The following is a 24,987-nucleotide window of genomic DNA, read 5'->3' as shown; positions in this document are numbered from 1 at the left end:
TGGCTCGAGATGCCCGCGCATGTGACCGAGAACCCCGGCGATCTGCCCGCGGGGTTCCGCGCGGCCGGAGTCGCCTGCGGGCTCAAGCCGTCGGGTGGGATGGACCTGGGGCTGATGGTCTGCTCGGCGCCGGAGTGCGTCTCGGCGGCGCGCTTCACCCGCTCCGGCGTGCTGGCGGCGCCGGTCGTGCTGACCCAGACGCGCTCGCGGCTGGACGCGCTGCGCGTGATCGTCGCCAACTCCGGCAACGCCAACGCCGCCACCGGCAACCGCGGGTTCGAGGACGCCGCGCGGATGCAGGGCGCGGCCTCGATGGCCGGCGGCGTGCGCGAGGATCAGGTCGCGGTCGCCTCGACCGGCGTGATCGGCGTGCCGCTGGACGCGAGCGTGGCGATCAAGGGCATCGCGCGCGCTCGCGGCGAGCTGCGCGAGTACGGCCACGGCGACTTCGCCGAGGCGATCCGCACGACGGACAAGTTCGAGAAGGCGATCGAGGTCGACGTCGCGCTGCCGTCCGGCACCGTCCGGCTGACCGCGCAGGCCAAGGGGGCGGGGATGATCTCGCCCGCGTTCGCGACGATGCTCTGCTTCGTCCAGACGGACGCGATCCTGAGCGCCGAGACCGCCGACCTGCTGCTCGGCGTGTGCGTGGCGCGGTCGTTCGACCGCGTCTCGGTGGACGGCCAGCTCTCCACCAACGACACGGTGATCCTGCAGGCGTCGGGGGCGAGCGGCGTGGCCGTGGAGCCGCAGACGGTGGACGAGGCGGCCTTCGGCGAGGCGCTGGACTGGGCGCTGCGCAAGCTCGCCCTGGACATCGTGCGCGACGGCGAGGGCTCCAAGCGGATCGGCCGCATCGTGGTCAGCGGCGGCGACGACGGGATGGCGGCGAGCGTCGCCCGGGCGATCGCGAACTCGCCGCTGGTGAAGGCCGCGCTGCACGGGGGAGACCCGAACTGGGGCCGCATCGCGCAGGCCGTCGGCGCCGCGCTGTACGACTCCGCGCCGCTGCTGCTCGACATCTCGATCGAGGGCGTGAAGGTCTGCTCGGCGGGAGCGGCGACCCGCTACGACGTGGCCGGCCTGGCCGAGGCGGTCGCCGGCGAGGAGGTCGAGTACGTGGTCGCGCTGCCCGGCGACGGCGCGGAGGCCGAGGTCTTCTTCTCCGACCTCTCGCACGAGTACGTGACCATCAACGCGGACTACACGACGTGAAGCCCGAGGTCGGAACCCTTCTCGAGGCGCTCCCCTACATCCGGGAGTTCCACGGCAAGACCGTCGTGATCAAGTACGGCGGCGCGGCGATGACCGAGCCCGAGCTGCGCGAGGACTTCGCCCGCGACGTCGTGCTGCTCAAGTACGTCGGGCTGAACCCGATCATCGTCCACGGCGGCGGGCCGGACATCACGGCCTACATGCGGCGCCTGAACATGCCGGTGGAGTTCGTCGGCGGGCTGCGGGTCTCAGACGCCGACACCGTCGAGATCGCCAAGATGGTGCTCGTCGGCAAGGTCAACAAGGACATCGTGTCGCGGATCAACCGGCACGGGCAGCCGGCGGTCGGCCTCTCCGGCGACGACGGCCAGCTCTTCCGCGTGTCGACGATGACCGGCCCTGGCGGCGAGGACATCGGCTTCGTCGGCAAGATCGAGCGCGTCGACGTCGGCGTGATCAACCACATCGCCGAGGACTACATCCCGGTCATCGCGTCGGTCGGCGCCGATCGCATCGGGCGCTCGCACAACATCAACGCCGACGAGGCGGCAGGCGCCATCGCCCGCGCGATGGGCGCCTACAAAGTCATGTTCCTCACGGACGTCGCAGGCTGGCTGCGCGACGTCGACGATCCGTCAAGCGTCATCTCCGAGGCCAGCGCCGACGACGTCGAGACGGCGCTCTTGACGATGGAGGGCGGGATGCGGCCGAAGCTCCAGGCCTGCATCGAGGCCATTCACGGGGGCGTGACCTACGCCCACATCATCGACGGCCGGCTGCCGCACTCGCTGCTGCTGGAGCTCTTCACGGACGCCGGCATCGGCACGAAGGTGAGGCCCGCTTCATGACGCTCGCTCCCACCTACGCGCGCTACGACGTCACGTTCCAGTCGGGCTCCGGCTGCGTGTTGACCGATTCCGACGGCGTCGAGTACCTCGACTTCCTCAGCGGGATCGCGGTCAACAACCTCGGGCATTGCCATCCGGCGGTCGTGAGCGCGGTGCAGGAACAGGTCGGGCGGCTCATGCACGTCTCCAACCTCTTCTACAACGCGCCCAACGTGGAACTGGCCTCACGCCTGGCCTCGCGGTCCCTGGGCGGTGTCGTCTTCTTCTGCAACTCGGGGGCGGAGGCCAACGAGGCCGCGCTGAAGCTCGTCCGTAAAGCTCGGCCGCGCGGGGACATCATCGTCGCCCACAACGCGTTCCACGGCCGCACGTACGGGGCGCTTTCGGCGACTCCCCAAGAGGCCAAGCAGGCGCCGTTCGCGCCGCTGGTGCCGGGCTTCATCGCCGTGCCGGCCCACGAGATCCCCTCGCTCGTGGGGGCGGGCACCGCCGCGGTGTTGATCGAGCCGGTGCAGGGCGAGTCGGGCGTGAACATCATGGATCCGGCGCTGCTGGCCGCGATTCGCTCCGCCTGCGACGCGGCGGGCGCGGCGCTCGTGTTCGACGAGGTCCAGACCGGGATGGGCCGGACCGGCACGCTGTGGGCGTACGAGCAGGTGGGCGTCGTGCCGGACGCGATGACGCTCGCCAAGGGCCTCGGCGGCGGGCTGCCGATCGGCGCGCTGGTGATCGGCGAGCGGTTGAAGGATGTCTTCGCCCCGGGCGACCACGGGTCGACGTTCGCGGGTGGGCCGGTGGTCTCGTCGGCCGCTTTGGCGGTGCTCGACGTGATCGACGACGAGGCGTTCCTGGCCGGCGTGCGCGAGCAGGGCGAGCGGCTCCTGGAGGGCCTGCGCGAACTTCCCGGTGTGCTCTCCGCACGCGGTCGCGGGCTGATGGTGGCGGCCGAGGTGGCGGGTGGCGCACCCGAGCTCGCGAAGCGCGCATTGCTCGAAGAACGGCTGATCATCAACGCCACGGGGCCGACGACGCTGCGCTTCCTGCCGCCGCTGATCGTCACCGCCGAGCAGGTCGACGACGCGCTGGCGCGTATACGCAAGCTGCTTTCCTGACCACTCTGGTTTGAAGACCATCGGGCGGCGGTATAGCGCTCGATGCATTGAAGCTCCAGGTCGTGATCGTGGTGGGTGTGGCGATCGTCTCGATCGCCACCCCGGCGTTCGCCCAACTTCCGGTGCCGTCCGTCCAGGCGCCCGTGCCCGTTCCGACGGTGCAGGTCCCGGTCCCGACCGTGCAGGTCCCGGTCCCGGTGCCGACGGTCCGCGTGCCCGTGCCGGTTCCGACCGTCCAGGTGCCCGTGCCGGTGCCCACGGTGCAGGTTCCGGTCGTGCCGGTGCCGACGACGGCGCCCAGCGGCGGCGGGTCGGGCTCGGGCTCGTCCGGGTCGGGCTCGTCATCGACCGGCGCAGGCGCAGGCTCGGGTTCGTCGTCCGCCGGCGCCGGCGCCGGGTCCGGCTCCGGTTCGTCGCCCGCTTCGGGTTCCGAGCCGTCGAGCAGCGGCTCCGGGTCGTCGTCCTCGGGCGGTTCATCCTCTTCGTCGTCGACCGGGACGAACTCGTCCTCCTCCTCGTCGGACGGCGCGGCGTCGCCGTCCGCCGGCTCCGGCGGGTCGTCGGCAGGGACGAAGGGCGCGTCGGCACGCTCCACCCCCGCCACCTCGCACGCCCGCTCCACGCGATCGCCCGCGCAACGCTGCTCCGGGCGCCCGGCCGGCACGCGGCGGCTCGACTGCGAACTGCGGGAGACGGTCGCCGACACGTCGAGCTGCCTCGACTCGCTCTCCAGCGCGCAACGGCGCGTGCTCGTGCTGCGTGCGGGCGTCGGCGCGGGGCCGCCGCGGTCGCGCGGGGGCGTCGCCAAGCGACTGCACATCTCACGGGGCCGCGTGGCCAGGCTCGAACGCACGGGGCTCCGCCGCCTGCGCACGCTCGACCGGGCGGGTGCGTGCACGCCGCCGGCCGGCGAGACCGTCGCCGCGGCTGACGTCGCCCCCGGCACGGCGGCCGCGGCGACGATCGCGAACCCCGCCGGCACGACGCCCGCTGCCGGCGGCAGCAAGCGCACCGCGTTCAAGACGCGCGGCAAGCAGCCCGCCGGCGGGTCCGGCACGAGCAAGCTGGCCCCGATCGGCGGCGTCTCAGGCGCGTCGGCCACCAACCCCGCGGCTCCGGGCGGCCTCGATCTGACGATTCCGCTGCTCTTGCTGGTCCTGACCGGGCTCGGCCTCGCGGTTGCTCACCGGCTGCGTCGCGACGCCCCGGCGCTCGTCCTCATGCGTTCTCTGCGCGGCGATCCCGAAGCCGCCGAGCTCCTGCTCGCGCGTCGCGCCGACAACGCCGCGCCGGACGAAGGCGAGCCGCCGCGCACGCGTTGGGTCCCGTGGCACCGCTCGAGCATGCGCGGGCCGGGCTGGAACGACCCCCGCCCGCCGACCGACCATCCGGGCGAGTGGTCACCCGCCGGCAAGCCGGCTCCCGAGCCCGAGCCGCAGGAGGAATGGACGCCGCCCACGAGGCGCGCGCCCACTCGCCGCCCCTAGCCGATTGCATGCAAAGTGCGTCGCTCAGGAGTTGCGCGAGCGCGAATGACGTGATTTCGTATGCAAGATGGCGCAGCAACCGCGAGTGCGGGACCTGCTCGAGGAGGCGATCCTCGGCGGGGAGCTGAAGCCCGGCGAACGGCTCCGGGCGGAGGCGCTCGCGCAGCGGTTCGGCACGTCGCGGACGCCGATCCGCGAAGCGCTCCTGCAGCTCGAAGGCCAGGGCCTGGTCGAGGTCGAGCCCAACCGCGGCGCGGTCGTGCGGACCTTCGACCGCGACGACGTGCTCGACCTCTACGAGGTCCGCGCCCTGCTGGAACCGGCTGCGGCCGCGCGGGCCGCGCAACGCATCTCGGCGGCGGACATCGAACGACTCGACGAGCTCTGCGCAGACGCGTCCGTCGAGGAGCAGATCGTCAACAACGAGGCGTTTCACCGGATCATCCTCGAGGCCGCGGGCAGCCCGCGGCTGGAGGTCGCCATGCGCGCGGCGTCCGGGATCCCCCGCGCCTTCCGCAGCGTCTTCTGGCATGACGACCGCCAGCGCGCGGAGTCGATGCTCTGCCACCGCCGGATCGTCAGCGCGTTCCGAGCCGGCGACTCACAGCTGGCCGAGGCCGTCATGCGGATGCACATCCTCGGCGCCGTCGCGTTCCTGGAGGAGACATGGCCGAACCGCTGAGTGGACTACGCGCGATCGAGTTCGGGCAGCTGCTGGCCGGCCCGTTCACCGGCACGCTGCTCGGGGACTTCGGCGCGGACGTGATCAAGATCGAGGCGCCGGGCGTCGGCGACGCGATGCGCGACTGGGGTCGCCTGCGCCACAACGACCGCTCGCTCTGGTGGTCGATCCTCGCCCGCAACAAGCGCTCGGTCTCGTTGAACCTGCGTGAGCCCGAGGGCCAGAGGATCGCGCTGGAGCTCGCCGCGAGCGCCGACATCGTGCTCGAGAACTTCCGCCCCGGGACGATGGAGAAGTGGGGCCTGGGGCCGGAGGACGTCCACGCGCGCAACCCGCGCGCGATCTACGCGCGCGTGTCGGGATACGGGCAGACCGGTCGCTACGCCCATCGGCCGGGGTTCGCCTCCGCCGGCGAGGCGCTCTCGGGCCTGCGCTACATCAACGGCTACCCCGGCCAGGCCCCGCCGCGTGCGGGCATCTCCTTCGGCGACACGCTCGCCGCCCAGTCGGCGTTTCAGGGCATCCTGCTCGCGTTGTATGCCCGCGAGCGCGGCGAGGAGGGCCAGGTCGTGGACGCGGGCATCGTCGACGCGTGCTTTGCGATGAGTGAGTCGAGCACGCTCGAGTACGAGAAGACCGGCTTCATCCGCGAGCCGACCGGGCCGCGGCTGCCGCGGATCGCCCCGTCGAACGTGTACCTGAGCAGCGACAAGAAGTGGGTCGTGATCGCCGCCAACCACGACACGCTGTGGCGGCGGCTGGCGAAGATCATGGGCCAACCGGAGCTGGGCGAGGACGCGCGCTTCGCCGATCACCACGCCCGCGGCGAGCACGAGGACCTGCTCGACGAGATCATCGGCGCGTTCGCGGCGCAGCACACCGCGGAGGAGCTCGACGAGATCGTCAACGCGGGCGGCGTCGTGTGCTCGCCCGTCTACACGGCGAAGGACGTCTTCGAGGACCCGTACTTCCGCGAGCGCGAGCTGCTCGTGGAGCACGAGGACGAGGTCCATGGGCACGTGACCGTTCCCGGGATCGTGCCGAAGTTGAGCCGGACGCCCGGCTCGATCCGTCAGCCCGCCCGCTGGACCGTGGGCGCGGACACGGACGCAGTGCTGGAGGAGCTCGGAGTGGACGCGGCGGAGCGCAAGCGCCTCGCGGATGCAGGCGTGATCTAAGAAAGGGAACCGCATGGCGTATCGGCTGGGGGTGGACGTCGGAGGAACGTTCACCGACCTGTTCCTTGTGGATGAGGGCGATCAACGGCAGTGGCGCGTGAAGACGCCGTCGACGCCGTCCGATCCGTCGCAGGGCGTGTTGACGGGGGTCGCGCGGATCTGCGAGGCGGCCGGGATCGCTCCCGCCGACCTCGCCAACGTGGTGCACGGGACGACGGTCGCGACCAACGCCGTGCTCGAGTCCAAGGGCGCCCGGGTGGGGCTGATCACGACCCAGGGCTTCGGGCAGATCCTCCACCTCGCGCGCTCGCAGACGCCCGGCCCGCTGGCGGGCTGGATCATCATGGTCAAGCCGGACCCGCCGGCGTCGTTGGCGGACACGCGCGAGGCCGTCGAGCGGATGGACGCGCGCGGGAACACGCTGGTGGCGGTCGACGTCGCGCAGGTCGAGGGGATCATCGGGGATCTGGTCGCCTCCGGCGTCGAGTCGCTGACGATCTCGCTGATCAACTCCTACGTCGACGGTCGCCACGAGCAGCAGATCGCCGACATCGTCGAGCGCCTGCATCCCGGCTTCCCGGTCACGATCTCGTCCGCCGTGCTGCCGGAGTTCCGCGAGTATGAGCGCACGCTGACCGCGTGCATGAACTCCTACGTGCGCCCGCAGGTCGCGTCGTATGTCGACCGTTTGCAGGGGGCTTTGTCGGACCTGGGCGTCAGGACCGAGGTCGACATCCTGCGCTCGGACGCGGGGGTGATGACGCCTGCCGAGGCGGCCCGCAACCCGGTCTATGGCGTGTTGAGCGGGCCGTCCGGCGGGGTCGCGGGCGCGCTGTACATCGCCTCGCGGGCCGGGTTCCCGAACGTCCTGACCTTCGACATGGGCGGCACGTCGACCGACGTGTCGCTGTGTCAGGCGGGTGAGCCGACGATCGGGCGCGAGACCACGATCGGGCAGTTCCGGATCAAGGTCCCCAGCGTCGACGTGCACACCGTCGGCGCGGGCGGCGGCTCGATCGCCCACGTGCCCCAGTTGACCGGGGCGCTGCGGGTGGGTCCGCAGTCGGCGGGTGCGGAGCCGGGACCGGCGGCCTACGGCCAGGGTGGCGTGGAGCCGACCGTGACCGACGCCAACGTGGTGCTTGGCCACCTGCCGGCCGACCTGATCGGCGGCGAGATGTCGCTCGACGTCGAGGCGGCGCGGGCGGCGGTCCAGACGGTGGCCGACGCGATGGGGCTCTCGCTGGAAGCCGCGGCAGACGGCATCCTGCGGATCGTCAACGAGAACATGGCAGGTGCGCTGCGGGTCATCAGCGTCCAGCGCGGGCACGACCCGCGCGAGTTCGCGCTGGTCGCCTTCGGCGGCGCCGGGCCGCTGCACGCCAACGCCGTGGCCGAGTTGATGGGCTCGTTCCCGGTCATCGTCCCGCCCTCGCCGGGGCTGCTGTGTGCTCTAGGGGATCTCGTCGCCGGGTTCCGCAACGAGTTCGCGCAGACGCTGATCCGGCTGACCGCGGAGACCTCCGACGACGAGCTGCGCGAGATCCTCGGCGGCCTGGAGGCGCGGGCGCGCGAGTGGATGGTGGCGCAGGGGATCCCGTCCGAAGCCCAGAACGTCGAGTTCGTGGCCGACATGCGCTACCACGGCCAGGGCTACGAGATCCCGGTGCCGTGGGCGGAGGGCCTGGAGGAGCGCTTCAACGCGCTGCACGAGCAGCTCTACGGCTTCCGGATGCCGAACACGGCGTCGGAGATCGTCAACCTGCGCGCGGTCGGCACCGGTGACCGGCCGGAGCCCGAGCTGCCCGAGGAGGAGCCGCGCTCCGGCGATCCGCTGCCGCCCGGCACCTACGCCCGCGCCGAGCTGCACCCCGGCGCGCGGATCGTGGGTCCCTCGATCGTCACCGAGTTCGACTCGACCACGGTCGTGCTGGAGGGCTACACCGCCGAGATCGACCGCTTCTTCAACCTGCTGATCCGCCCGGAGGCTTCGTGATGGCCGCGCTGCCCAAGATCGCCGAGATCCCCGACCTCGAGGTCGATCCGATCACGCTGGACATCATCGAGAACGCGCTGCGCCACGCGCGCTTCGAGATGGACGCGGTGCTGTTCCGGAGCGCGATGTCGCCCGTCATCCGCGAGCAGCACGACGAGTTCCCGATGCTCACCGATCCCCAAGGCCGCATGGTCGTCGGCCAGTTCGGGGCGTACATCAGCGAGATGATGGCCGACTGGGATCGCGGCATCTATCCCGGCGACGTGATCCTCACGTCCGATCCCTACAAGTGCAGCGCGTCGATCTCGCACACCAACGACTGGCTCGTGCTCGTCCCGATCTTCTTCGAGGACGAACTGGTGGGGTGGTCGTCGCAGTTCGGCCATCAGATGGACGCGGGTGGGCGGCTCCCGGGTTCCTTGCCGACCGGCGCCACGACCATCTTCGAGGAGGGGATCATCATCCCGCCGCTGAAGATCGTCGAGCGCGGGGAGGTGCAGGAGGACGTCCTGCGGCTGATCCTCAACAACGTCCGCCTGCCCGAGATGAACCGGGCGGACCTGTTCGCGATCATCGCCGCCTGTCACGCGGGCGAGCGGCGGGTGATGGGGCTCTGCGAGCGCTTCGGCAAGGACGTCTATCTGGCGACGCTCCAGGCGTTGCTCGATCGCACCCACGAAGCCATGCGCAAGCTGATCCAGCTCGCGATCCCGGAGGAGCCGCAGACCTTCGAGGACTGGATCGACGACGACGGGCTCGGCAACGGCCCGTACAAGATGCAGCTGACGATCTGGCGCGAGGGGGAGGAGGCCTGGTTCGACTGGTCCGGCACCGACCCGCAGTCGCTCGGGCCGATCAACTTCTACCTCTCCGAGGGCATGTTCAAGATGTTCATCGGGGTCTACCTGATCATGGTCAACGACCCCGACATCCTGTTCAACGACGGCTTCTATCCGCTGCTGCACGTCGTGATGCCGGAGGGCTGCCTGTTGTCGCCGCGCCATCCGGCGGCGCTCGGTTGCCGCACGCACGGGCTCGCGCGGCTGTTCGACGTGCTCGGGGGCGCCTTGACCAAGCAGGCGCCGGAGCTGAACACCGCGGCGGGCTACGGCACCTCGCCCTACATGCTCTATTCGGGCTGGAAGGAGTCGGGCGAGTTCTTCTACGCCATGGAGATCCTCTACGGCGGGATTCCCGGCCGGCCGATCGGCGACGGGATGGACGGCCACTCGTGGTGGCCGCTGTTCGAGAACATCCCGACCGAGTACCTGGAGGCGTATTACCCCTTGCGGGTCGACGGGTACACGACGGTCACCGATTCCGGCGGCGCGGGCTTGCATCGCGGTGGCAACGGCGTCGAGAAGCGCTACGTGTACCTGGAGCCGGGGCACGTCTCGATCCACGACGACCGCTGGCTGACGCGCCCGTGGGGCGTGCTGGGCGGCCAGCCGGGAGAGCGCTCCACGAAGATCCTGCGGCGGGTGGACGGCACGGAGGTCGTGCTGCCGGCGAAGTGCGACGAGGTCGCGGTCTCGCCCGGGGACATGCTGATCTACCGCACCGCGGGCGGCGGTGGGTGGAAGGACCGGCTCGACCGGCCCGTTGCGGCGGTCGAGCGCGATGTGGCGTTCGGGCTCGTGTCGGCGGAGAAGGCGTTGTCCGCGTACGGCGTCGTTCTCGGTGACCCTGCGGCCACGGACGCCGAGCGGGCGCGGCAGAGGGCCGCGCGTGGAGACGCTCCGGCGTTCGACTTCGGGCCGCCGCTGGAGGAGGTCCTCGCGCGTTGCGAGGAGGAGACCGGCCTCCCGGCCCCGGTGCAGGCCAAACCACTGCGCTGGTCGCCATTGGAGAGCCGCGAGTCCGCGCTGGAGCGCGCCCGCGGTGGCTGAGCGCTTCGGCGGCGCCGCGGGGTTCGGGGAACGCCCCGCGGTCGTCGCCGTCGATCTGTCGCTCGGGTTCACCGACCCGTCGTCGCCGCTCGCGTGCGACCTCGACGACGTCTTGCTTCGCACCGCGGGGTTGTTGCGCGTGGCGCGGCGGGTGGGTGTGCCGGTGTTCTTCACCACGGTCGTCTACGACGAGGTGGGTGAGGCGGCGGCCGCGGTCTTCCTGCGCAAGGTGCCGGCGCTGAAGGTCCTGCGCCCCGGGACGCGGTGGGTGGAGATCGACGAGCGGCTCGGCCGCCGCCGCGACGAGCCGATCATCGCCAAGGCGCACGCGTCGGCCTTCTTCGGCGTGCCGTTCGCGGCGCTGCTCGCGGGCCGCGACACGCTGATCGTCTGCGGGGCGTCCACCTCGGGCTGCGTGCGGGCGACGGTGGTCGACGCGATGCAGCACGGCCTGTCGCCGATCGTGCCGCGCGAGTGCGTCGGCGACCGCTCGGGGCGGGCGCACGAGCAGGCGCTGTCGGACATCGACGGCCGCTACGGGGACGTGCTCGGCGTCGAGGAGGTGATCGCCGCCCTCGAGCCGTGACGAGCGTCGACTTTCTCGAGTTGTACGCGAGAAACTCGACGCTCGCGCCACGCGCACCCCGGGCCGGCCGCACGCACGTACCGCGTCTCCCCGATCGTCGTCATCGCGGCGCTTCGGCCGGCCGCACGAGCGGCGCCGTCCGGCGCAGTGGAGCGGCCGCCATCGCCGCGCACGTACAGACCGCGGCGATCCCGATCGCCGTGGCGGTCAGCCCGCTCGCCACGTAGAGCGACCCGAGCGTCGCGATCGCACCGGCGCCTGCTGCGCGTCCGCGCCGCACTCGAGCGCCTGTCCGGCGGCGAGCAGGACCTCGCCCGCCTCGCCGCCGACGCGGGCTTCGCCGACCACGCCCACCTCACCCGCGAGATGCGCGCCCTGCTCGGCCTCACGCCGTCGGCGCTAAAGCGCGAAGTTTCCCGCCCGCTGGACCAGCCCAGGGAGTGAGCGGCCCATCACGCCGCCCAGCCACTCCGCGACCGCGATCAGCGCGTCGAGGTCGATCCCCGTCGTGACGCCCTCGTTCTCGAACAGGTAGATCAGGTCCTCGGTGGCGATGTTGCCCGTCGCGCGTGGGGCGAACGGACAGCCGCCGAGGCCGCCGACGGACGCGTCGAAGATCGTCGCGCCGTGCTCGAGCCCGGCGATCGCGTTCGCGTAGCCCGTGTTGCGCGTGTTGTGCATGTGCAGGCCGACCGGCTTGCCGCCCTCGAGCGCGCGCGGCACGAGCTCGCGCACCTGGCGCGGGACGCCGACGCCGATCGTGTCCGCGAGGATCACCTCGTCGGCTCCGGCCGCGGCCATCCGGTGGGCGTGCTCGATCACGATTCCCGGATCGACGTGGCCCTCGAACGGGCAGCCGAACGCGACGCTGATCGTCGCCGTGACCTTCAGGTCGGTCGCGCCGATGATCTCCTCGGCGGTGCGCGCGGCCTCCTCGACCGTCGTGTTCTGGTTGCGCTGCGCGAACGTGTCCGTGACCGGGTAGGCGAGGTGGATCTCGGTCGTGGAGGTCGCCGCGGCCCGGTCGAGCCCCTTCCGGTTCAGGACGAGGCTCGCGTAGGCGACGCCGTCGTCTGAGGGCAACGCGGCGAACACCTCCTCCGCTCCCGCCATCTGCGGCACGAGCTTGGGATGGACGAAGCTCGCGGCCTCGATGCGCTTGAGGCCGGCCGCGGCGAGGCGGGTACACAGCTCCGCTCGCACCCCCGGCTCGAGGGTCACCTTGTCGTTCTGGAGGCCGTCGCGCGGCCCCACGTCGCACACGCTGATCTGCACCTGTGGATTGTTCCGCACACCCGGTTGCGCACGCCGTTTCCCGGCGTGCATAGACTGATCACCTCGAATGGATCTCCGCGAGCTCCTGGGAATGTTGGACATGCCGCCGGGCGAGGGCTACTACCGCAGCCGGATTCCGTGCCCGGACGACGAACGCGTCGCGCGCGTCGTCCGTGCCTTCAGCGAGTCGTCCCCGGGCCGCCAGGCCGTCTTCCGCGAGGCGGTCGACGGCGTCCGCGCCGGACTGCTGCTCGTCTTCAGCGAGCGCATGGCCGCGCTGGCCGTCCGGATGGAGAGCGCGCAACCGATCGTGCAAGGCCTGATCGCCGCGTCGCTGGCGCAGGAGGGAGACCCGCGCGAGGCGCTCGCGGTTCCCGCGCTGCACCGCCGCTCCGCCGAGATCCTGGACCTGGACACGCCACGGCTGTTCGACGAGGCGGCCGGGCGAACCGACCTCTCCGGCGCCCACTGGCTCCGCGACGTCCGCGACGCCGAGGACAGCCCCGAGGACGTCGGCTACGAAGAGGCCGACGACGGCGAGGGCTTCCGCTACGAGCGCGCCGTCGCGCGCCAACCTCGTCACCGTTACTGAAGTCGCGTCGCTGCGGGTAGGGTTCGGGCATGTTCTATTCGCTGCTCGGCCGTACGGTGTGGTTCGGGTTGAAGCTCTTCCTGCGCAAGAAGTACGGCTCGACCTCGGTGCAGAAGTCGCTGCTCGCGGGCGCGACGGTCGCGGTCGGCGTGGCCGTCGGCGTCGCGGTTTTGCGCGCTCGTTCCGACGAGGCGTAAGCGTCGTATCCGACCCGCCTGCGAGGATGGCGGGCCAAATATGGCCGAGCCGTCCTCACCCGCATTGCCCGGCGACGTCGAATGGCTTCCGGGCCCCGGCGGCACCCGGGTCCTGCGCATCCACCCGGCCAGCGCCGCTCCGCCCGCGCTGATCCTGCGCGTGGCAGGCGGGGGAGAGCAGCGGATCGACGCCCGCCCGCAGGCCTCGACCGAGTACTCGATCCCGGCCGACGTCGACTGGAGCGCCGCCTGGCTCCTGTGGCCCGACGGCACCCGCGCCTCCTTGCCTTTGCCCCACGGCCCACACGCCGAGGTGATCGAGCTGCGGCCTCGGCGCTTCGCCCGCAGCGAGCCGCCGGTTGAGACCGGCTGGCGGGGCGAGCTCGCCCCGCGGGTGCGCGAGGAGCTCGAAGGCCGAGGGGATGCCGCGCGGGCGCCGAGCGAAGCGGACACGACCGCGGCGCCCTCCACGGGCGATCCTGCCGGCGCCGCGCGGGCCGTCGGCTCGAACCGACACGGCGACCCTCAGACGCCGGCGGGCGTGGCTGCGCCCACTGGCCCACGCGAACCCGGGCCCGGACCTGCCCTCGACACGGCGCGCGCGCCTGGCGATCTGGCCGCGACCGCGCCGGGCGAACCCGGCGAGTCCGCGGCGACGGCCGGCGAGCCACCGGCGACCGCGCAGGGCGGACCCGGCGACTCTGCGGCGCTGGCCGCGGGCACCGCGACCGCGCCGGGCGGACCCGGCGACTCTGCGGCGCTGGCCGCGGGCATCGCGACGGTGCCGGGCGGACCCGGCGACTCTGCGGCGCTGGCCGCGGGCATCGCGACGGTGCCGGGCGGACCCGGCGACTCTGCGGCGCTGGCCGCGGGCATCGCGACGGTGCCGGGCGGACCCGGCGACTCTGCGGCGCTGGCCGCGGGCATCGCGACGGTGCCGGGCGGACCCGGCGACTCTGCGGCGCTGGCCGCGGGCACCGCGACCGCGCCCGCCGAAGCCGGCGATCCAGCAGCGGCGTCCCCGCCCGCCGACACGACGGGGCCGGGCGAACCACGAAGCGGTGCCTCGAGCCCCGATCAGGCGACCGCCGGCTCGTGGACGACGCCGCCGCAGCACGCCGATTCCACACGCGAGGCCGAGGCGGCCTGGCGGGAGCGTCGCGACGACCTCCGGCGCGAGCTCGCCGAGGCCGCGGACGCGATCGCCCGCGCCCGCGACGGCGAGCGCTCCGCGCGCGACGCGGTCCTTACGGCTCTGGCCGCCGCGCGCGCGGACGTTCGCGCTTCCCGCGCCGCTCGCGCGGCTGACGCTTCTGCCCTCGCCGCCGTCACCGGCGAGCTCGGCGCGGAGCGTGCCGCCCACGCCGTCACCCGCGGGAGCGTCGGCTCGCTCGCCGACGCCCTCTCGACCGCCCGCGCGGAACTCGCGGCGGCCAAGACCCGGGCGGAGGCCACGCAGGCGGAGCTCGAGGTCGCCCGCGCGGAGCTCGTCGCCGCTAGGGCGACGGGCGCGGCGGAGCTCGCGCAGGTCCGCAGCGAGGTCGCGCAAGCCCGCTCCGAGACGGCGGCATTGCGCGAGGCGCTGGACGCACCGCGGCCGACCCCCGGTCGCATCGATCTCGGCCGCCTCGCCGCCGAACAGGCGGAGGCCGCCGCCCGCCGCTCCCCGAAGACGTCCCCGCAGCTGCTCGCCAACCTCGACGCGGCCGCTGCCGCGCTCCGCGCCGCGAATCCCGCCCCCGGCGAGACGACCGGCCGCGACGACGCGGCCGCCGCGCTCCGCGCCGCGAATCCCGCCCCCGGCGACGACGCGGCCGCCGGACTCCGGGCCGCGAATCCCGGCTCCGGCGAGACGACCGGCCGCGACGACGCGGCCGCCGCCGGCCCCTCGGCGGCGAATCCCGCCGGGGCGCCCACCGCCCGCGACGACACGGACGCCGGACTGCGGGCCGCGCATCCCGCCGGGGCGCCTACCGCCGGCGAGACTGCCACGCGCGCCGCCGCCCACACGACGCCGCCCGACGACTCGCAGGCCCCGACCGCGGACGCGCCCGGGCCGACCACCGGCGCGGACTCGCCCGACGCGACCTCCTCCAAGGCGCTCGTCGGGCCCGGCGACGATCTTCGCCTGCGGCGCACCCTTCTCGCGCTCGCCCGCGAGGACAGCGTCGCGGCCGGAGCGCTGCTCGTCGGCCTGCTGCCCGCCCAAGGCGCAGTGATCGAAGGTTCCTTGACGTACGACTTGACGGTGCGCGGCGTCGGGACGTTCGCGGTGTTCGCCGCGGACGGGTCGGCGCGGATCGTGCGCCTGTCACGCCGGCGTCCGCGCAGCCAGGCACTGTTTCACCTCTCGGCCGACCCGGTCGTGCTGGCCGAGCTCCTCGCCGGCGAGCGCGAGAAGATCGGGCGCTTCCACCGCAAGGCGAAGGTGTCCGGCAAGCGCAAGCGAGCTCGCGAGCTGCTGCTCCTCGCGCAGTCCCGGCTCTCACTCGCGGACGCGGTGAAGGCGGGTGCGCGGCTCGAGCCGGCGCTCGTCTACCGGGCGCTGCCACTGGCCGTCGACCCGGAATGGACCCGCGGTCACTCGTTCACGGTCGCGCAGCAGATCGTCGAGTTCGCCCCGAACGCATGGCACATCACCGCCCGCGACGGCCGTCCGCTGCGGGTCGAGCAACGCAACGCGGGAACGCGCGCCGACGCCACGGTGACGATGTCCCAGGCCGCGTTCGAGCGGATGCTGCGCGACGAGGCGCCGGTGTTCGGGGATCGCCCCACGATCCGCGGCGATCGCGACGCCGTCGCGTCGCTCAAGCGCTGGACGGACCTCGCCCGCGGGACCACCTGACGCGCGCAACGAGCGTCGACTTAGCCGCGTAGAGCACGACGAAGTCGACCTTCGCGGCGCGTTCAGGCGCCGTGCGTGACCGCGAGCGCGCGGGACTCGCCGCGGCGCAGGTGATCGAGCAGCGCTGCGCGTGCGGAGGGCGGCGGTGCGTGGACCAGCGCGTCGAGCAGACCCGCGTGATCGGCCGCGAGGTCGTCGAGATCGCCCGCCACGCGGTCGGCCACGGCGAGGATGATCCGCAGCTCGCGCAACGCCGCCTCGGCGGCCGTACGCAGGCGCCGTGAGGAGGTCGAGGCGACGATCGCGAGGTGGAACGCCGCGTCGGCCGCGACGGCAGCGCGGCCGTCGGCGGCCTTAGCCGCCTCGGTCATGCTCACGACGGCGGCCTGGAGCCACACGTCGTCGGCCGGACGGTTGCGGACCATCGCCTCCAGGCCGGCGAGCTCGAGCGTCCGCCGCGTGGCGAACAGGTCGCGGACGTCGTCGACCGAGAGGCGCACGACCTCGAGGCCGCGGTGCAGCGAGTGGACGAGCAGTCCCTCACGCTCCAGCGACGCCAACGCGCCACGCGCGATATCCCGGGGGACGCCCAGGCGAGCGATCACCTCGGCGTCGTCGAGCGGCGTCCCGGGTGGGTAGAACCCGCCTAGGACCTCGTTGCGCAACGCCTCGGCGACGTCGTCGGCGGGGCCGGTCCGGGTCAGCGGAAGCAGCGTCACATGCCACTCCCGGAAGCGGTGAGTCGTAGCGCGGACACGGCGTACGCCTGCCAGGTCCGCGCGCGGACCCAGCGGGTGCGCTGTGCGCTGCGGACTCGAGAAGCGCACCTAGCCTGCCCCACTGCCAAACGGTGCGCCCTGGGGGCGACTTGGACCGACACAACCACGATGCTCTGAGGATCGCGCGGAACTGTCAAGTAACACAGTGTCAACGGGCTAGGTTCCGAACGGGCCATTGCGGCCAATCGCTCAACCATCGTCCAGGCCTGGCCAGACGGAAGTCAGCGCGACGGCGATCTCGTCGACCTCGCCGGCGCTCACGGTCTCGGTGCAGAACACGAGCGCGTCGCCCTCGACCATCGCGCGCACGCTCGGATTGCCGGCGGCGAGCCCCGCCTCCAGCGCCTTCGCATCCCCACCTCGAACCAGTACCGCGTTGATCGGACCGTCCACCAAACGTTCGTCAAGTGTGAACTGTTTTTGCTCCACACGGGCCTTCGGCAGCGCCGCGCACCGCTCTGCGAGCCGCGCGGCGAGGCCAGCGTAGCCTGCCAGCCGCTCGTCGTGATCGAGCATCGCCCACTCCTCCAAGGCGGCGACGGTGGCCACGGCCATCGCGCGATCGAGCTTGAAGGCGCGCCCGAACGTCCGCCACTCGCCGCTCTCGTAGCCGGTGAAGTCCAGCGCGGCGACGTCCGCGACCGGACCCGCCCGCCCCGCGACGAACCCGCCCCCGTTGGGCCCGCCGAAGTACTTGGCGGAGAAGCACGCCAGGTCGGCCGCGCTCGCCCAGCGTTCCAGCTCGGACATCGGGAAGCTGAGGAACGCGGCGTCGACGACCACCGGCACGCCCGCCGCCCGCGCGAGCGGCACGACCTCGGCGAGCGGGAGCGCGGGCACGGCGTCGTCGAGATGAGCGGGATGCAGGATCGCGACGGGCCGCGAGCGGGCGCTCGGGCCACCGCCGCCGGGAGAGCCGCCCACGGGCGGCAGCGCCGCGAGCGCGCCCGCGATGTCGTCCACCCACTCCACCCGCGCGCCGGCCAGGCTCACGCACCGCGCGTACTTGTAGGCATGGCTCCGCTGCATCCACACGACCGCCTCAACCCGCGGGAGGGCCTCCGAGAGCGGTCCGTCGCCGCGCGCGATGCACGCGCCCACCGACAGGGCGATCCCGGCGGACGCCCCCGGCACCACCCGCGCCGCCTCACACCCGCACAGCGCCGCCACCCGCGCGCCCGTCGCGGCGAGCAGCTCGCCCATGTCCGCCCAGGTCGAGTTCGCCGACGCCGCGGCGGCCCAGACGGCCGGCGACAGCACGGACCCGCCGAGGTCCGTGTAGATCCCGCACGCGTTCACGACGCGTCGCACACCCAGTGCCTCGTACACGCGATGACATTCTGAACGCCGCAGAATGCGGGCGATGTCGGTCAGCGGAGGGCCGGATCCCCGGGTGGCGTCCGCCGCGACGCCTATGGTTTCCACCCCGATGAGCTCCCCGACAGTCGCGCATCTGCACGTCCATTCCGAGTACTCGCTGCTCGACGGCGCGTGCAACATCGGCAAGCTCGCCGAGCGCGCGGCCGCCTTTGATCAACCGGCCATCGGCCTGACCGACCACGGCGTCATGAACGGCGCGGTCGAGCTCTACAAGGCCGCCAAGAAGCACAACGTCAAGCCCCTGCTCGGGCTCGAGGCGTACTTCGTCGACGACCGTCACGTGCGCGACCGCAAGGTCGAGCGCAACCACCTGACGCTGCTCGCCGCCAACAACGAGGGCTTCAAGAACCTCACGACGCTGTCGTCGAAGGGCTTCCTGGAAGGCCTGCACCGCGGCAAGCCGGGCATCGACCTCGAACTGCTCTCGATGCACTCCGAAGGCGTGATCGCGCTCTCCGGCTGCCTCGCGAGCCGCACGAGCCAGCGGATCATGGACGGCCGCATCGACGAGGCGCGCGAGCACCTGGACGAGCTGATCCAGATCTTCGGCCCTGAGGACGTCTATCTCGAGGTCCAGAAGAACGGCATCGCCGAGCAGGACGCGGTCAACGACGCGATGAAGCGCTTCGCGACCGAGACCGGCCAGTCGCTCGTGGGCACGGCGGACGTGCACTACCTGCGCAAGGAGGACTTCCACCACCACGCGGCGCTGCTGTGCGTGCAGACCAAGTCCACGCTGGCCGCGCCGAAGATGTCCTTCAGCACGAACGAGTTCTACCTGAAGTCCACAGACGAGATGGTGGAGTCCTTCGCGGAGTTCCCGGGCGCGATCGAGTCGACGCTGGAGATCGCCGAGCGCTGCGACGTGGAGATCGCGCTCGGCGGCCAGCTGATCCCGAGCTTTGAGTGCCCGGACGGCCTGTCGGAGAAGGAGTACCTGCGCAGCCTGGTGCTCGCGGGGATGGCGGAGCGCTACGGCGACCCGCTGCCCGCCGAGGCCATCGAGCGCATGGAGATGGAGCTCGGCGTCATCGACTCCATGGGCTTCAACGCCTACTTCCTGATCGTCTGGGACTTCGTCCACTGGTCCAAGAGCAACGGCATCGCCGTCGGTCCGGGCCGTGGCTCGGCGGCCGGCTCGATCATCGCCTACTCGCTGCGGATCACCGACGTGGACCCGCTGCGCTACGACCTGCTCTTCGAGCGCTTCCTCAACGCCGAGCGCGTGTCGATGCCGGATATCGACATCGACTTCTCCGTGCGCGGCCGGGAGCGTGTGATCCGCTACGTGACCGAGAAGTACGGCACGGAGCGCGTGGCGCAGATCATCACCTTCGGCAAGATGTTCCCGCGCGCCGCCACCCGCGACGCCGCGCGCGTCCTCGGGCACGACTACGGCGCCGGCGACAAGCTGGCCAAGCTGATCCCGGACCCGATCATGGGCCGCTCGCCGAGCTTCGAGGATTGCCTGAAGCCCGGGGAGGACCTCGCGAACGAGGTCGCGCGCGATCCGATCGCCAAGCAGATCGTGGACGTCGCGCAGGGCCTTGAAGGCATCGTCCGCAACGCGTCGATCCACGCCGCGGCGGTCGTGATCTCCGACCGCAATCTGACCGACATCGTCCCGCTGCAGCTGGCCGACGCCGGCACCGGCGAGGACGGGGCGAAGGTCTACCGCACGGTCACGCAGTTCTCGATGAAGCCGATCGAAGAGATCGGCCTGCTCAAGATGGATTTCCTGGGCCTGCGCAACCTCGACGTGATCGAGGACGCGCTGGACATCATCGAGCGCTCCACCGGCGTGCGGCCGGACATGGCGACGCTGCCGCTCGACGACCAGAAGACCTACGACATGATGGCCCGGGGCGACTCGGTCGGCGTGTTCCAGTTTGAATCTGAAGGCATGCGCGAGGCGCTGCGCAAGGTCAACCCGACCGAGTTCGAGGACCTTGTCGCGCTCGTGGCGCTGTACCGCCCGGGCGCCATGGATCAGATTCCCGCGTACGCGCGAGGCAAGCGCAACCCGGAGAACATCACCTTCATCGACGATCGGCTGCGTCCGATCACCGAGTCGACCAAGGGCGTGATCCTCTACCAGGAGCAGGCGATGCAGATCGCCAAGTCCCTGGCGAACTTCACCGGTCCGCAGGCCGACGACCTCCGCAAGGCGATCGGCAAGAAGAACCGCGCCGCGATGGCGACGCTGCAGCCCAAGTTCGTCGAGGGCTGCCGCGCCAACGGCGTCGCGCCCGACGTGATCGAGTCGTTGTGGGCGACCAACGAGAAGTCCGCCGACTACTCGTTCAACAAGTCCCATGCGGCCTGTTACGCGCTGATCTCCTACCGGACGGGCTGGCTGAAGGCCAACTACCCGGCCGAGTACATGGCCGCGCTGATCTCCTCGGTCATGGACACGAAGGACAAGGTCCCGTTCTTCGTCAACCAGGCCGAGGCGATGGGGATCGAGATCCTGCCGCCGGACGTGAACCTCTCCGACCACGAGTTCATGGTCGTCGAGGGCAACATCCGCTTCGGCCTGGACGCCGTGAAGGGCGTCGGCTACGCGGCCGTGGAGGCGATCAAGCAGGCGCGCGCGGAAGACGGCGACTTCACGTCGCTGTGGGAGTTCTGCGAGCGGGTGGACGGCCGCACCGTCAACAAGCGCTCGATCGAAGCGCTGATCAAGTGCGGCGCGTTCGGCTCCACCGGCGCGACCCGCAAGGGCATGCTCGAGGTGCTGGACGCCGCGCAGTCCTCCGGCCAGCGCGCCCAGCAGGACGCGCAGATGGGCCAGGGCTCGATCTTCGACCTCTTCGACGCGCCGTCCAACGACGCGCCCTCGCCGTTCAACGGCCCCACGCATCCCCCGATCCCGATCGAGGAGTTCGACCGCAACGAGCTGCTCGCGATGGAGAAGGAGTCGATCGGCATCTTCATCTCCGAGCATCCGCTCAAGCGGGTGCGCGAGGCGCTGGCGATGAAGTCCGACTGCTCGACCGCCGAGGTGATGAACCGCCGCAACGACGAGTGGATCAAGGTCGGCGGCATGATCACCGAGTCCAAGAAGATCAAGACGCGGTCGGGCACGAACATGATGTTCGCGACGCTGTCCGATCTCGAGGGCTCCGTCGAGATCGTGGTCTTCGAGAAGGCGCTCAACGCCGCCGAGGGCGTGATCGCCGACGACGCGATCGTGCTGATCCGCGGCAAGGTCGATCACAAGGAGGCGGGCAAGGTCTGCGTGATCGTCCAGGACGTCGACAAGTTCGATCCGTCCGACTCCGAGATCGAGAAGGCCAAGGCGCACGCCGCGAAGGTCGCCGCGACCCGCCCGAGCGCCTTCAAGCGCCGCGTGGACGCCGCTCAGCTGCCCGCCACGGTCATCGACGACCTGCGCGAGCTCTTCGAGCGCTACCCGGGCGACATGGAGTTCGTGCTGATCATGCAGACCCGCACCGGCGAGCGGCGCCTGAAGTTCGGGGACGCGTACAAGGTCAAGGCGGGCGACGCGGGCTTCAAAGCCGAGCTCAACGGCCTCCTGCCCCCGGTGGCGGTCACGGCCGCCGCGTGACGGATGGTCCGCTGACGAACAGTCGCGCCAAACACTGACGAATTCCCGTCCGGTCGGGGCGGGAATTGGTTACGTTCGACGCGTGCGCCGAGCTCTCATCTTTGCCGGCCTGGTCGCCGGTCTCATCGCGCCGTCGACGGCCGCCGCGCAGGCGCAGCCGATCTGCCCGCTGGCCGACGGGCCGTACGAGTATCAGGCCGGGTTGTCGCTGTACGCGGGAACCTGGTGGACGGGCCAAGAGGCGCACAACCCCGCCGGGGGCGTGACGGGCGCGGCCAAACGGGCCCTCGGCGCCCAGTACACGGGCTTCTGGTTCGACACGGCCCGCCAAGGCTTGAGCGTCGCGTTCGCGCCCGGTCCACTGGACGCGACCACGGCGCGTGCCGCGATCGTGCGGGAGCTTGCCGCCGACTTCACACCCGATCAGATCGCGTTCGTGGAGCCCAAGCTCAACCTCCTGCAGGACGAGTTCAGCGAGGCGGAGCTCAACGCGGCCTGGCAGCAGGTCGGTGCGACGATCGTCGCCAGCGGCCTCGACATGACCTCCTCCGTCGGCTGCTTCGGGTCGGGCGCGTGGCGCGTGATCGTCACGCGCGGACTCGTCCCGGAGGCCACACCGGAGATCAGGGCTGAGACCGAGGCGCTGTTCGCGTCGCTCGGCGACAAGGTCTTCATCGAGTACCAGCCCGGCACGACCGTCGTAACGGCGCTCGCGGCGCCCGCGCCCACGACGCCCGCTCCGGTAGCCCAGTCGCCGTTCGTCAACCTTCCCGCGGTTCGCGTCCGCGACTTCGTCTCGCGCCCCGCGACGGGCCGCTGCCTCCGCGGCGCACTGACGGTGACGGCCAAGCGCGGCGTGACGTCCGTCCGCGTGACCGCGGGCAAGCGCCACGCCACCGCCACTGCGGGCAGGAAGGCGCGCCTGGCCCTCAAGCAGCGCTCCACCCACGTGACGGTCACGGTCACGCTCCCGGACGGCCGCAGCGCCTCCCAGAAGCTCATCTACAAACGCTGTGCCTAGGCGGCGGCCAGGCGCTCCGCCAGCCCGCGGGAGCGCAGGTCGAACGCCCACGCCATGTCGACCGGGTCGATCTCCTTGCCGGAGCGGCCCGGTCCTTCGAAGATCACCGGCAGGCCCTCGAATCGCGGCTCGCTGAGGAACGCGATCATTCCCTCGCGGCCGATCTCGCCGTCGCCGAGGTTGACGTGGCGGTCCCGGTTCGAACCGAGCCCGGTCATCGAGTCGTTGACGTGCAGCGCGCCGAGGCGGTCGAGGCCGACGACCTTGTCGAACTCGTCGACCACCGCGGTCAGCGACTCGCGGGTGCGGACGTCGTAGCCGGAGGCGAAGAGATGGCACGAGTCCAGGCAGGCGCCGAGTCGCTTCCCGCCGCCGGCCACCTCGATCATCGTCGCGAGCTCTTCGAACGAGCGCCCGAGCGTCCCGCCGGCACCGGCGGTGTCCTCGAGCAGCAGGGGGCACTCCTCCGACTCGGCCAGCGCCTCCTTGATGACCTGGCCGGCGCGCTTGAGCGCCTCCTCGACCGAGCCGCCGTTCTTGAGCGCGGAACCCGGGTGCAGGACGACGCCCTTGGCCTTTAGCTGCGCTCCAGCGTTGAGTGCGACGATGAGCGATGCCAGTGACTTGTCACGAATCTCCGGGTCCTCAGACGCGCAGTTGAGCAGGTAGACCGCGTGGATCACCAGCTGCTCGACGTTCGAGCCCTTCATCGCCTCGTGGTAGGCGGCGACTTCCTCGTCGGAATAGACGCGCGCCTTCCACTGTCGTGGGTTCTGATTGAAGATCTGGATTGAGCGGCAACCCCGCTCCTCTCCGCGTCCGACGGCCATCGCTGGGCCGCCGGAGGGCGAGACGTGGGCGCCGATCAACATAGGATGATGTGAATCATGCGCGTGCGTTTTCCTCCATCGCCAACCGGCGCGTTGCACATCGGCAACGCGAGGACGGCACTGTACAACTGGCTTCTCGCCCGGGGCTCGGGCGGCCAGCTCGTCCTGAGAATCGAGGACACCGACCGCGAGCGCTCGACGCCCGAGAACGTCGAGCTGATCTTCGACAGCCTCGCCTGGCTCGGGATCGACTGGGACGGGGACGTGACCTACCAATCCGCGAACGCCGGCCGGCACGCGGAGGTCGTCGCGCAATTGCTCGAGTCGGGGCAGGCGTATCGCTCGACCGCGGGGCCTGAGCAGGTCAAGGCCTTCAAGGAGGCCAACGGCAACCGCGGCTTCCGGGGCGAGGACGAGGGCGAGGGCGCCGTGCGCCTGCGGATGCCCGACGAGGGCGCGACGGTCGTGCGCGACATCATCCGCGGCGAGAGCGCCTTCGAGAACGTCCTGCAGGACGATCTCGTGATCGCGCGGGCCGACGGGACGCCGATCTACCACCTCGCGGTCGTGGTCGACGATCACGACGCGGGCATCACGCACGTCGTCCGCGGCGCGGACCATTACTCCAACACGCCGAAGCACATGCGGATCTACGCAGCGATGGGTGCGGAACCTCCGACCTACGCGCACCTTCCGCTCCTGCATGGTCCGGACGGGAAGAAGCTTTCAAAGCGCCACGGCGCCGCTTCGGTTCAAGATCTCCGGAATTCGGGGTATCTACGAGAGGCAGTGATCAACTACCTCGCGCTTCTGGGCTGGGGCTACGACGAGAAGACCACCTTCTTCACGATTCCGGAGCTTCAGGAGCTGTTCTCGCTCGAGCGGGTGTCCAAGAACCCGGCGGTCTTCGACGAGCAGAAGCTGCGCTGGATCAACGGCCGCTACGTGCGCGAGCTCTCAAACGTTGATCTGACGGCGCGCCTGGAGGAGTTCACGGGCCGCACCGGGCTCGGTCCGGCGGTCGCGATCACGCAGGAGAAGATCTCGACGCTCGAGGAGTTCTGGCCGCTGGCCGGCTCGTTCTTCGATGGTCCGTTCGACGACCCGAAGGCGCGCGAGAAGTTCCTCGAGCCGCGCGAATCGCGCGAGGCGCTCGCCGACGCGCAGGCGGCGCTCGCCGAGCTGCCGGAACCGTGGACTCCTGAGAACGTCGAGGAGGTTCTGCGCGGCGTCTCCGAGCGCACGCAGCGCAAAGCGAAGGCGATCTTCCAACCTTTGCGGGTCGCTTTGACCGGGACGACCGTTTCACCCGGTATCTTCGAGACGGTCGCGCTGCTGGGGCGCGATGAGACGCTGGCAAGGGTGGGACACGCGCTTGAGGCGTAGTTGGCGGGATAGGAGGGGTACATGGCGGGGGTCTCAACCATCGGTCCACCGGTGCCGATACCTGGTCAAGGTGACCTTTCAGTGACCCCTGGCCAAACTCCAGAACCGCTCTCTGCGG

21 protein-coding genes are annotated in these 24,987 nt (G+C 71.3%); 16 read left to right on the top strand and 5 right to left on the bottom strand.

Going from position 1 to position 24,987, the window contains the following annotated elements; translation table 11 throughout:
- Positions 1-9: 9 nt before the first annotated feature.
- From argJ to OM076_RS27990, 9 genes are all read left to right on the top strand, one after another.
- On the top strand, positions 10-1,215 hold the full coding sequence (argJ, locus tag OM076_RS28030) for a bifunctional glutamate N-acetyltransferase/amino-acid acetyltransferase ArgJ (RefSeq protein WP_270043425.1): 1,206 nt from the start codon (positions 10-12) through the stop codon (positions 1,213-1,215).
- On the top strand, positions 1,212-2,063 hold the full coding sequence (gene argB / locus OM076_RS28025; protein WP_270043424.1) for an acetylglutamate kinase: 852 nt from the start codon (positions 1,212-1,214) through the stop codon (positions 2,061-2,063). The genes argJ and argB overlap by 4 nt, the downstream gene beginning before the upstream one ends.
- A complete protein-coding gene (locus OM076_RS28020; RefSeq protein ID WP_270043423.1) occupies positions 2,060-3,175 on the top strand; it encodes an aspartate aminotransferase family protein in 1,116 nt (371 codons plus the stop codon). The genes argB and OM076_RS28020 overlap by 4 nt, the downstream gene beginning before the upstream one ends.
- A gap of 47 nt (positions 3,176-3,222) precedes the next feature.
- The gene (locus tag OM076_RS28015; RefSeq protein ID WP_270043422.1) at positions 3,223-4,662 is read left to right on the top strand and encodes a sigma factor-like helix-turn-helix DNA-binding protein; all 1,440 of its coding nucleotides are present in this window, start codon (positions 3,223-3,225) and stop codon (positions 4,660-4,662) included.
- Positions 4,663-4,729: 67 nt separating this feature from the next.
- The gene (locus OM076_RS28010; protein WP_270043421.1) at positions 4,730-5,344 is read left to right on the top strand and encodes a GntR family transcriptional regulator; all 615 of its coding nucleotides are present in this window, start codon (positions 4,730-4,732) and stop codon (positions 5,342-5,344) included.
- Positions 5,329-6,522, top strand: coding sequence for a CaiB/BaiF CoA transferase family protein (locus tag OM076_RS28005; RefSeq protein ID WP_270043420.1), 1,194 nt, complete (start codon positions 5,329-5,331; stop codon positions 6,520-6,522). Before OM076_RS28010 ends, OM076_RS28005 begins: the two co-directional genes overlap by 16 nt.
- A gap of 13 nt (positions 6,523-6,535) precedes the next feature.
- Positions 6,536-8,518 carry a hydantoinase/oxoprolinase family protein gene (locus OM076_RS28000; RefSeq protein ID WP_270043419.1) on the top strand — a complete coding sequence of 661 codons (1,983 nt, stop codon included), beginning with the start codon at positions 6,536-6,538 and terminating at the stop codon, positions 8,516-8,518.
- Entirely contained in the window at positions 8,518-10,407 is a 1,890-nt protein-coding gene (locus tag OM076_RS27995) for a hydantoinase B/oxoprolinase family protein (RefSeq protein WP_270043418.1), read from the top strand. The genes OM076_RS28000 and OM076_RS27995 overlap by 1 nt, the downstream gene beginning before the upstream one ends.
- Complete coding sequence (locus OM076_RS27990) at positions 10,400-10,993, top strand: isochorismatase family protein (RefSeq protein WP_270043417.1); 594 nt, start codon at positions 10,400-10,402, stop codon at positions 10,991-10,993. Before OM076_RS27995 ends, OM076_RS27990 begins: the two co-directional genes overlap by 8 nt.
- Positions 10,994-11,093: 100 nt before the next feature.
- Here the strand turns inward: OM076_RS27990 and OM076_RS27985 are convergent, their stop codons facing one another.
- Positions 11,094-11,273, bottom strand: coding sequence for a hypothetical protein (locus OM076_RS27985; RefSeq protein WP_270043416.1), 180 nt, complete (start codon positions 11,271-11,273; stop codon positions 11,094-11,096).
- Between OM076_RS27985 and OM076_RS46935 the strand changes: the two genes are divergently transcribed.
- Positions 11,252-11,437, top strand: a complete 186-nt coding sequence (locus OM076_RS46935; RefSeq protein ID WP_372518087.1) for a helix-turn-helix domain-containing protein — start codon at positions 11,252-11,254, stop codon at positions 11,435-11,437. The two genes, OM076_RS27985 and OM076_RS46935, sit on opposite strands and share 22 nt — an antisense overlap.
- Here the strand turns inward: OM076_RS46935 and OM076_RS27980 are convergent.
- Entirely contained in the window at positions 11,393-12,268 is an 876-nt protein-coding gene (locus OM076_RS27980; RefSeq protein WP_270043415.1) for a hydroxymethylglutaryl-CoA lyase, read from the bottom strand. The genes OM076_RS46935 and OM076_RS27980 overlap by 45 nt on opposite strands.
- A 67-nt stretch (positions 12,269-12,335) precedes the next feature.
- Here OM076_RS27980 and OM076_RS27975 point away from each other — a divergent pair, with 67 nt between their 5' ends.
- Genes OM076_RS27975 through OM076_RS27965 form a run of 3 tightly spaced genes read left to right on the top strand, consistent with a single transcriptional unit; the run spans position 12,336 to position 15,902 of the window.
- The gene (locus tag OM076_RS27975; protein ID WP_270043414.1) at positions 12,336-12,860 is read left to right on the top strand and encodes a hypothetical protein; all 525 of its coding nucleotides are present in this window, start codon (positions 12,336-12,338) and stop codon (positions 12,858-12,860) included.
- A 29-nt stretch (positions 12,861-12,889) separates the two neighbouring features.
- Positions 12,890-13,057 carry a hypothetical protein gene (locus tag OM076_RS27970; RefSeq protein WP_270043413.1) on the top strand — a complete coding sequence of 56 codons (168 nt, stop codon included), beginning with the start codon at positions 12,890-12,892 and terminating at the stop codon, positions 13,055-13,057.
- Between the two features lie 40 nt (positions 13,058-13,097).
- Positions 13,098-15,902, top strand: a complete 2,805-nt coding sequence (locus OM076_RS27965) for a hypothetical protein (protein WP_270043412.1) — start codon at positions 13,098-13,100, stop codon at positions 15,900-15,902.
- A 62-nt stretch (positions 15,903-15,964) separates the two neighbouring features.
- On the opposite strand, the gene OM076_RS27960 is transcribed toward OM076_RS27965, so the two are convergent.
- Both OM076_RS27960 and OM076_RS27955 read right to left on the bottom strand, forming a co-directional pair.
- Positions 15,965-16,621 carry a GntR family transcriptional regulator gene (locus tag OM076_RS27960; protein ID WP_270043411.1) on the bottom strand — a complete coding sequence of 219 codons (657 nt, stop codon included), beginning with the start codon at positions 16,619-16,621 and terminating at the stop codon, positions 15,965-15,967.
- Between the two features lie 249 nt (positions 16,622-16,870).
- Complete coding sequence (locus tag OM076_RS27955) at positions 16,871-17,992, bottom strand: hypothetical protein (protein ID WP_270043410.1); 1,122 nt, start codon at positions 17,990-17,992, stop codon at positions 16,871-16,873.
- 118 nt (positions 17,993-18,110) lie between these two features.
- On the opposite strand from OM076_RS27955, the gene dnaE reads away from it, so the two are divergent.
- Positions 18,111-21,632 carry a DNA polymerase III subunit alpha gene (gene dnaE, locus OM076_RS27950; RefSeq protein ID WP_270043409.1) on the top strand — a complete coding sequence of 1,174 codons (3,522 nt, stop codon included), beginning with the start codon at positions 18,111-18,113 and terminating at the stop codon, positions 21,630-21,632.
- An 82-nt stretch (positions 21,633-21,714) separates the two neighbouring features.
- Positions 21,715-22,653, top strand: a complete 939-nt coding sequence (locus tag OM076_RS27945; protein WP_270043408.1) for a hypothetical protein — start codon at positions 21,715-21,717, stop codon at positions 22,651-22,653.
- On the opposite strand, the gene OM076_RS27940 is transcribed toward OM076_RS27945, so the two are convergent.
- The gene (locus OM076_RS27940; RefSeq protein ID WP_270043407.1) at positions 22,650-23,525 is read right to left on the bottom strand and encodes a deoxyribonuclease IV; all 876 of its coding nucleotides are present in this window, start codon (positions 23,523-23,525) and stop codon (positions 22,650-22,652) included. The genes OM076_RS27945 and OM076_RS27940 overlap by 4 nt on opposite strands.
- Before the next feature lie 15 nt (positions 23,526-23,540).
- Here OM076_RS27940 and gltX point away from each other — a divergent pair, with 15 nt between their 5' ends.
- Positions 23,541-24,869, top strand: coding sequence for a glutamate--tRNA ligase (gene gltX, locus OM076_RS27935; protein WP_270043406.1), 1,329 nt, complete (start codon positions 23,541-23,543; stop codon positions 24,867-24,869).
- The last annotated feature ends 118 nt before the right edge of the window (positions 24,870-24,987 follow it).

The sequence above is a fragment of the Solirubrobacter ginsenosidimutans genome (genome assembly GCF_027587205.1).
This window is presented reverse-complemented; position numbering and strand designations above follow the sequence as displayed.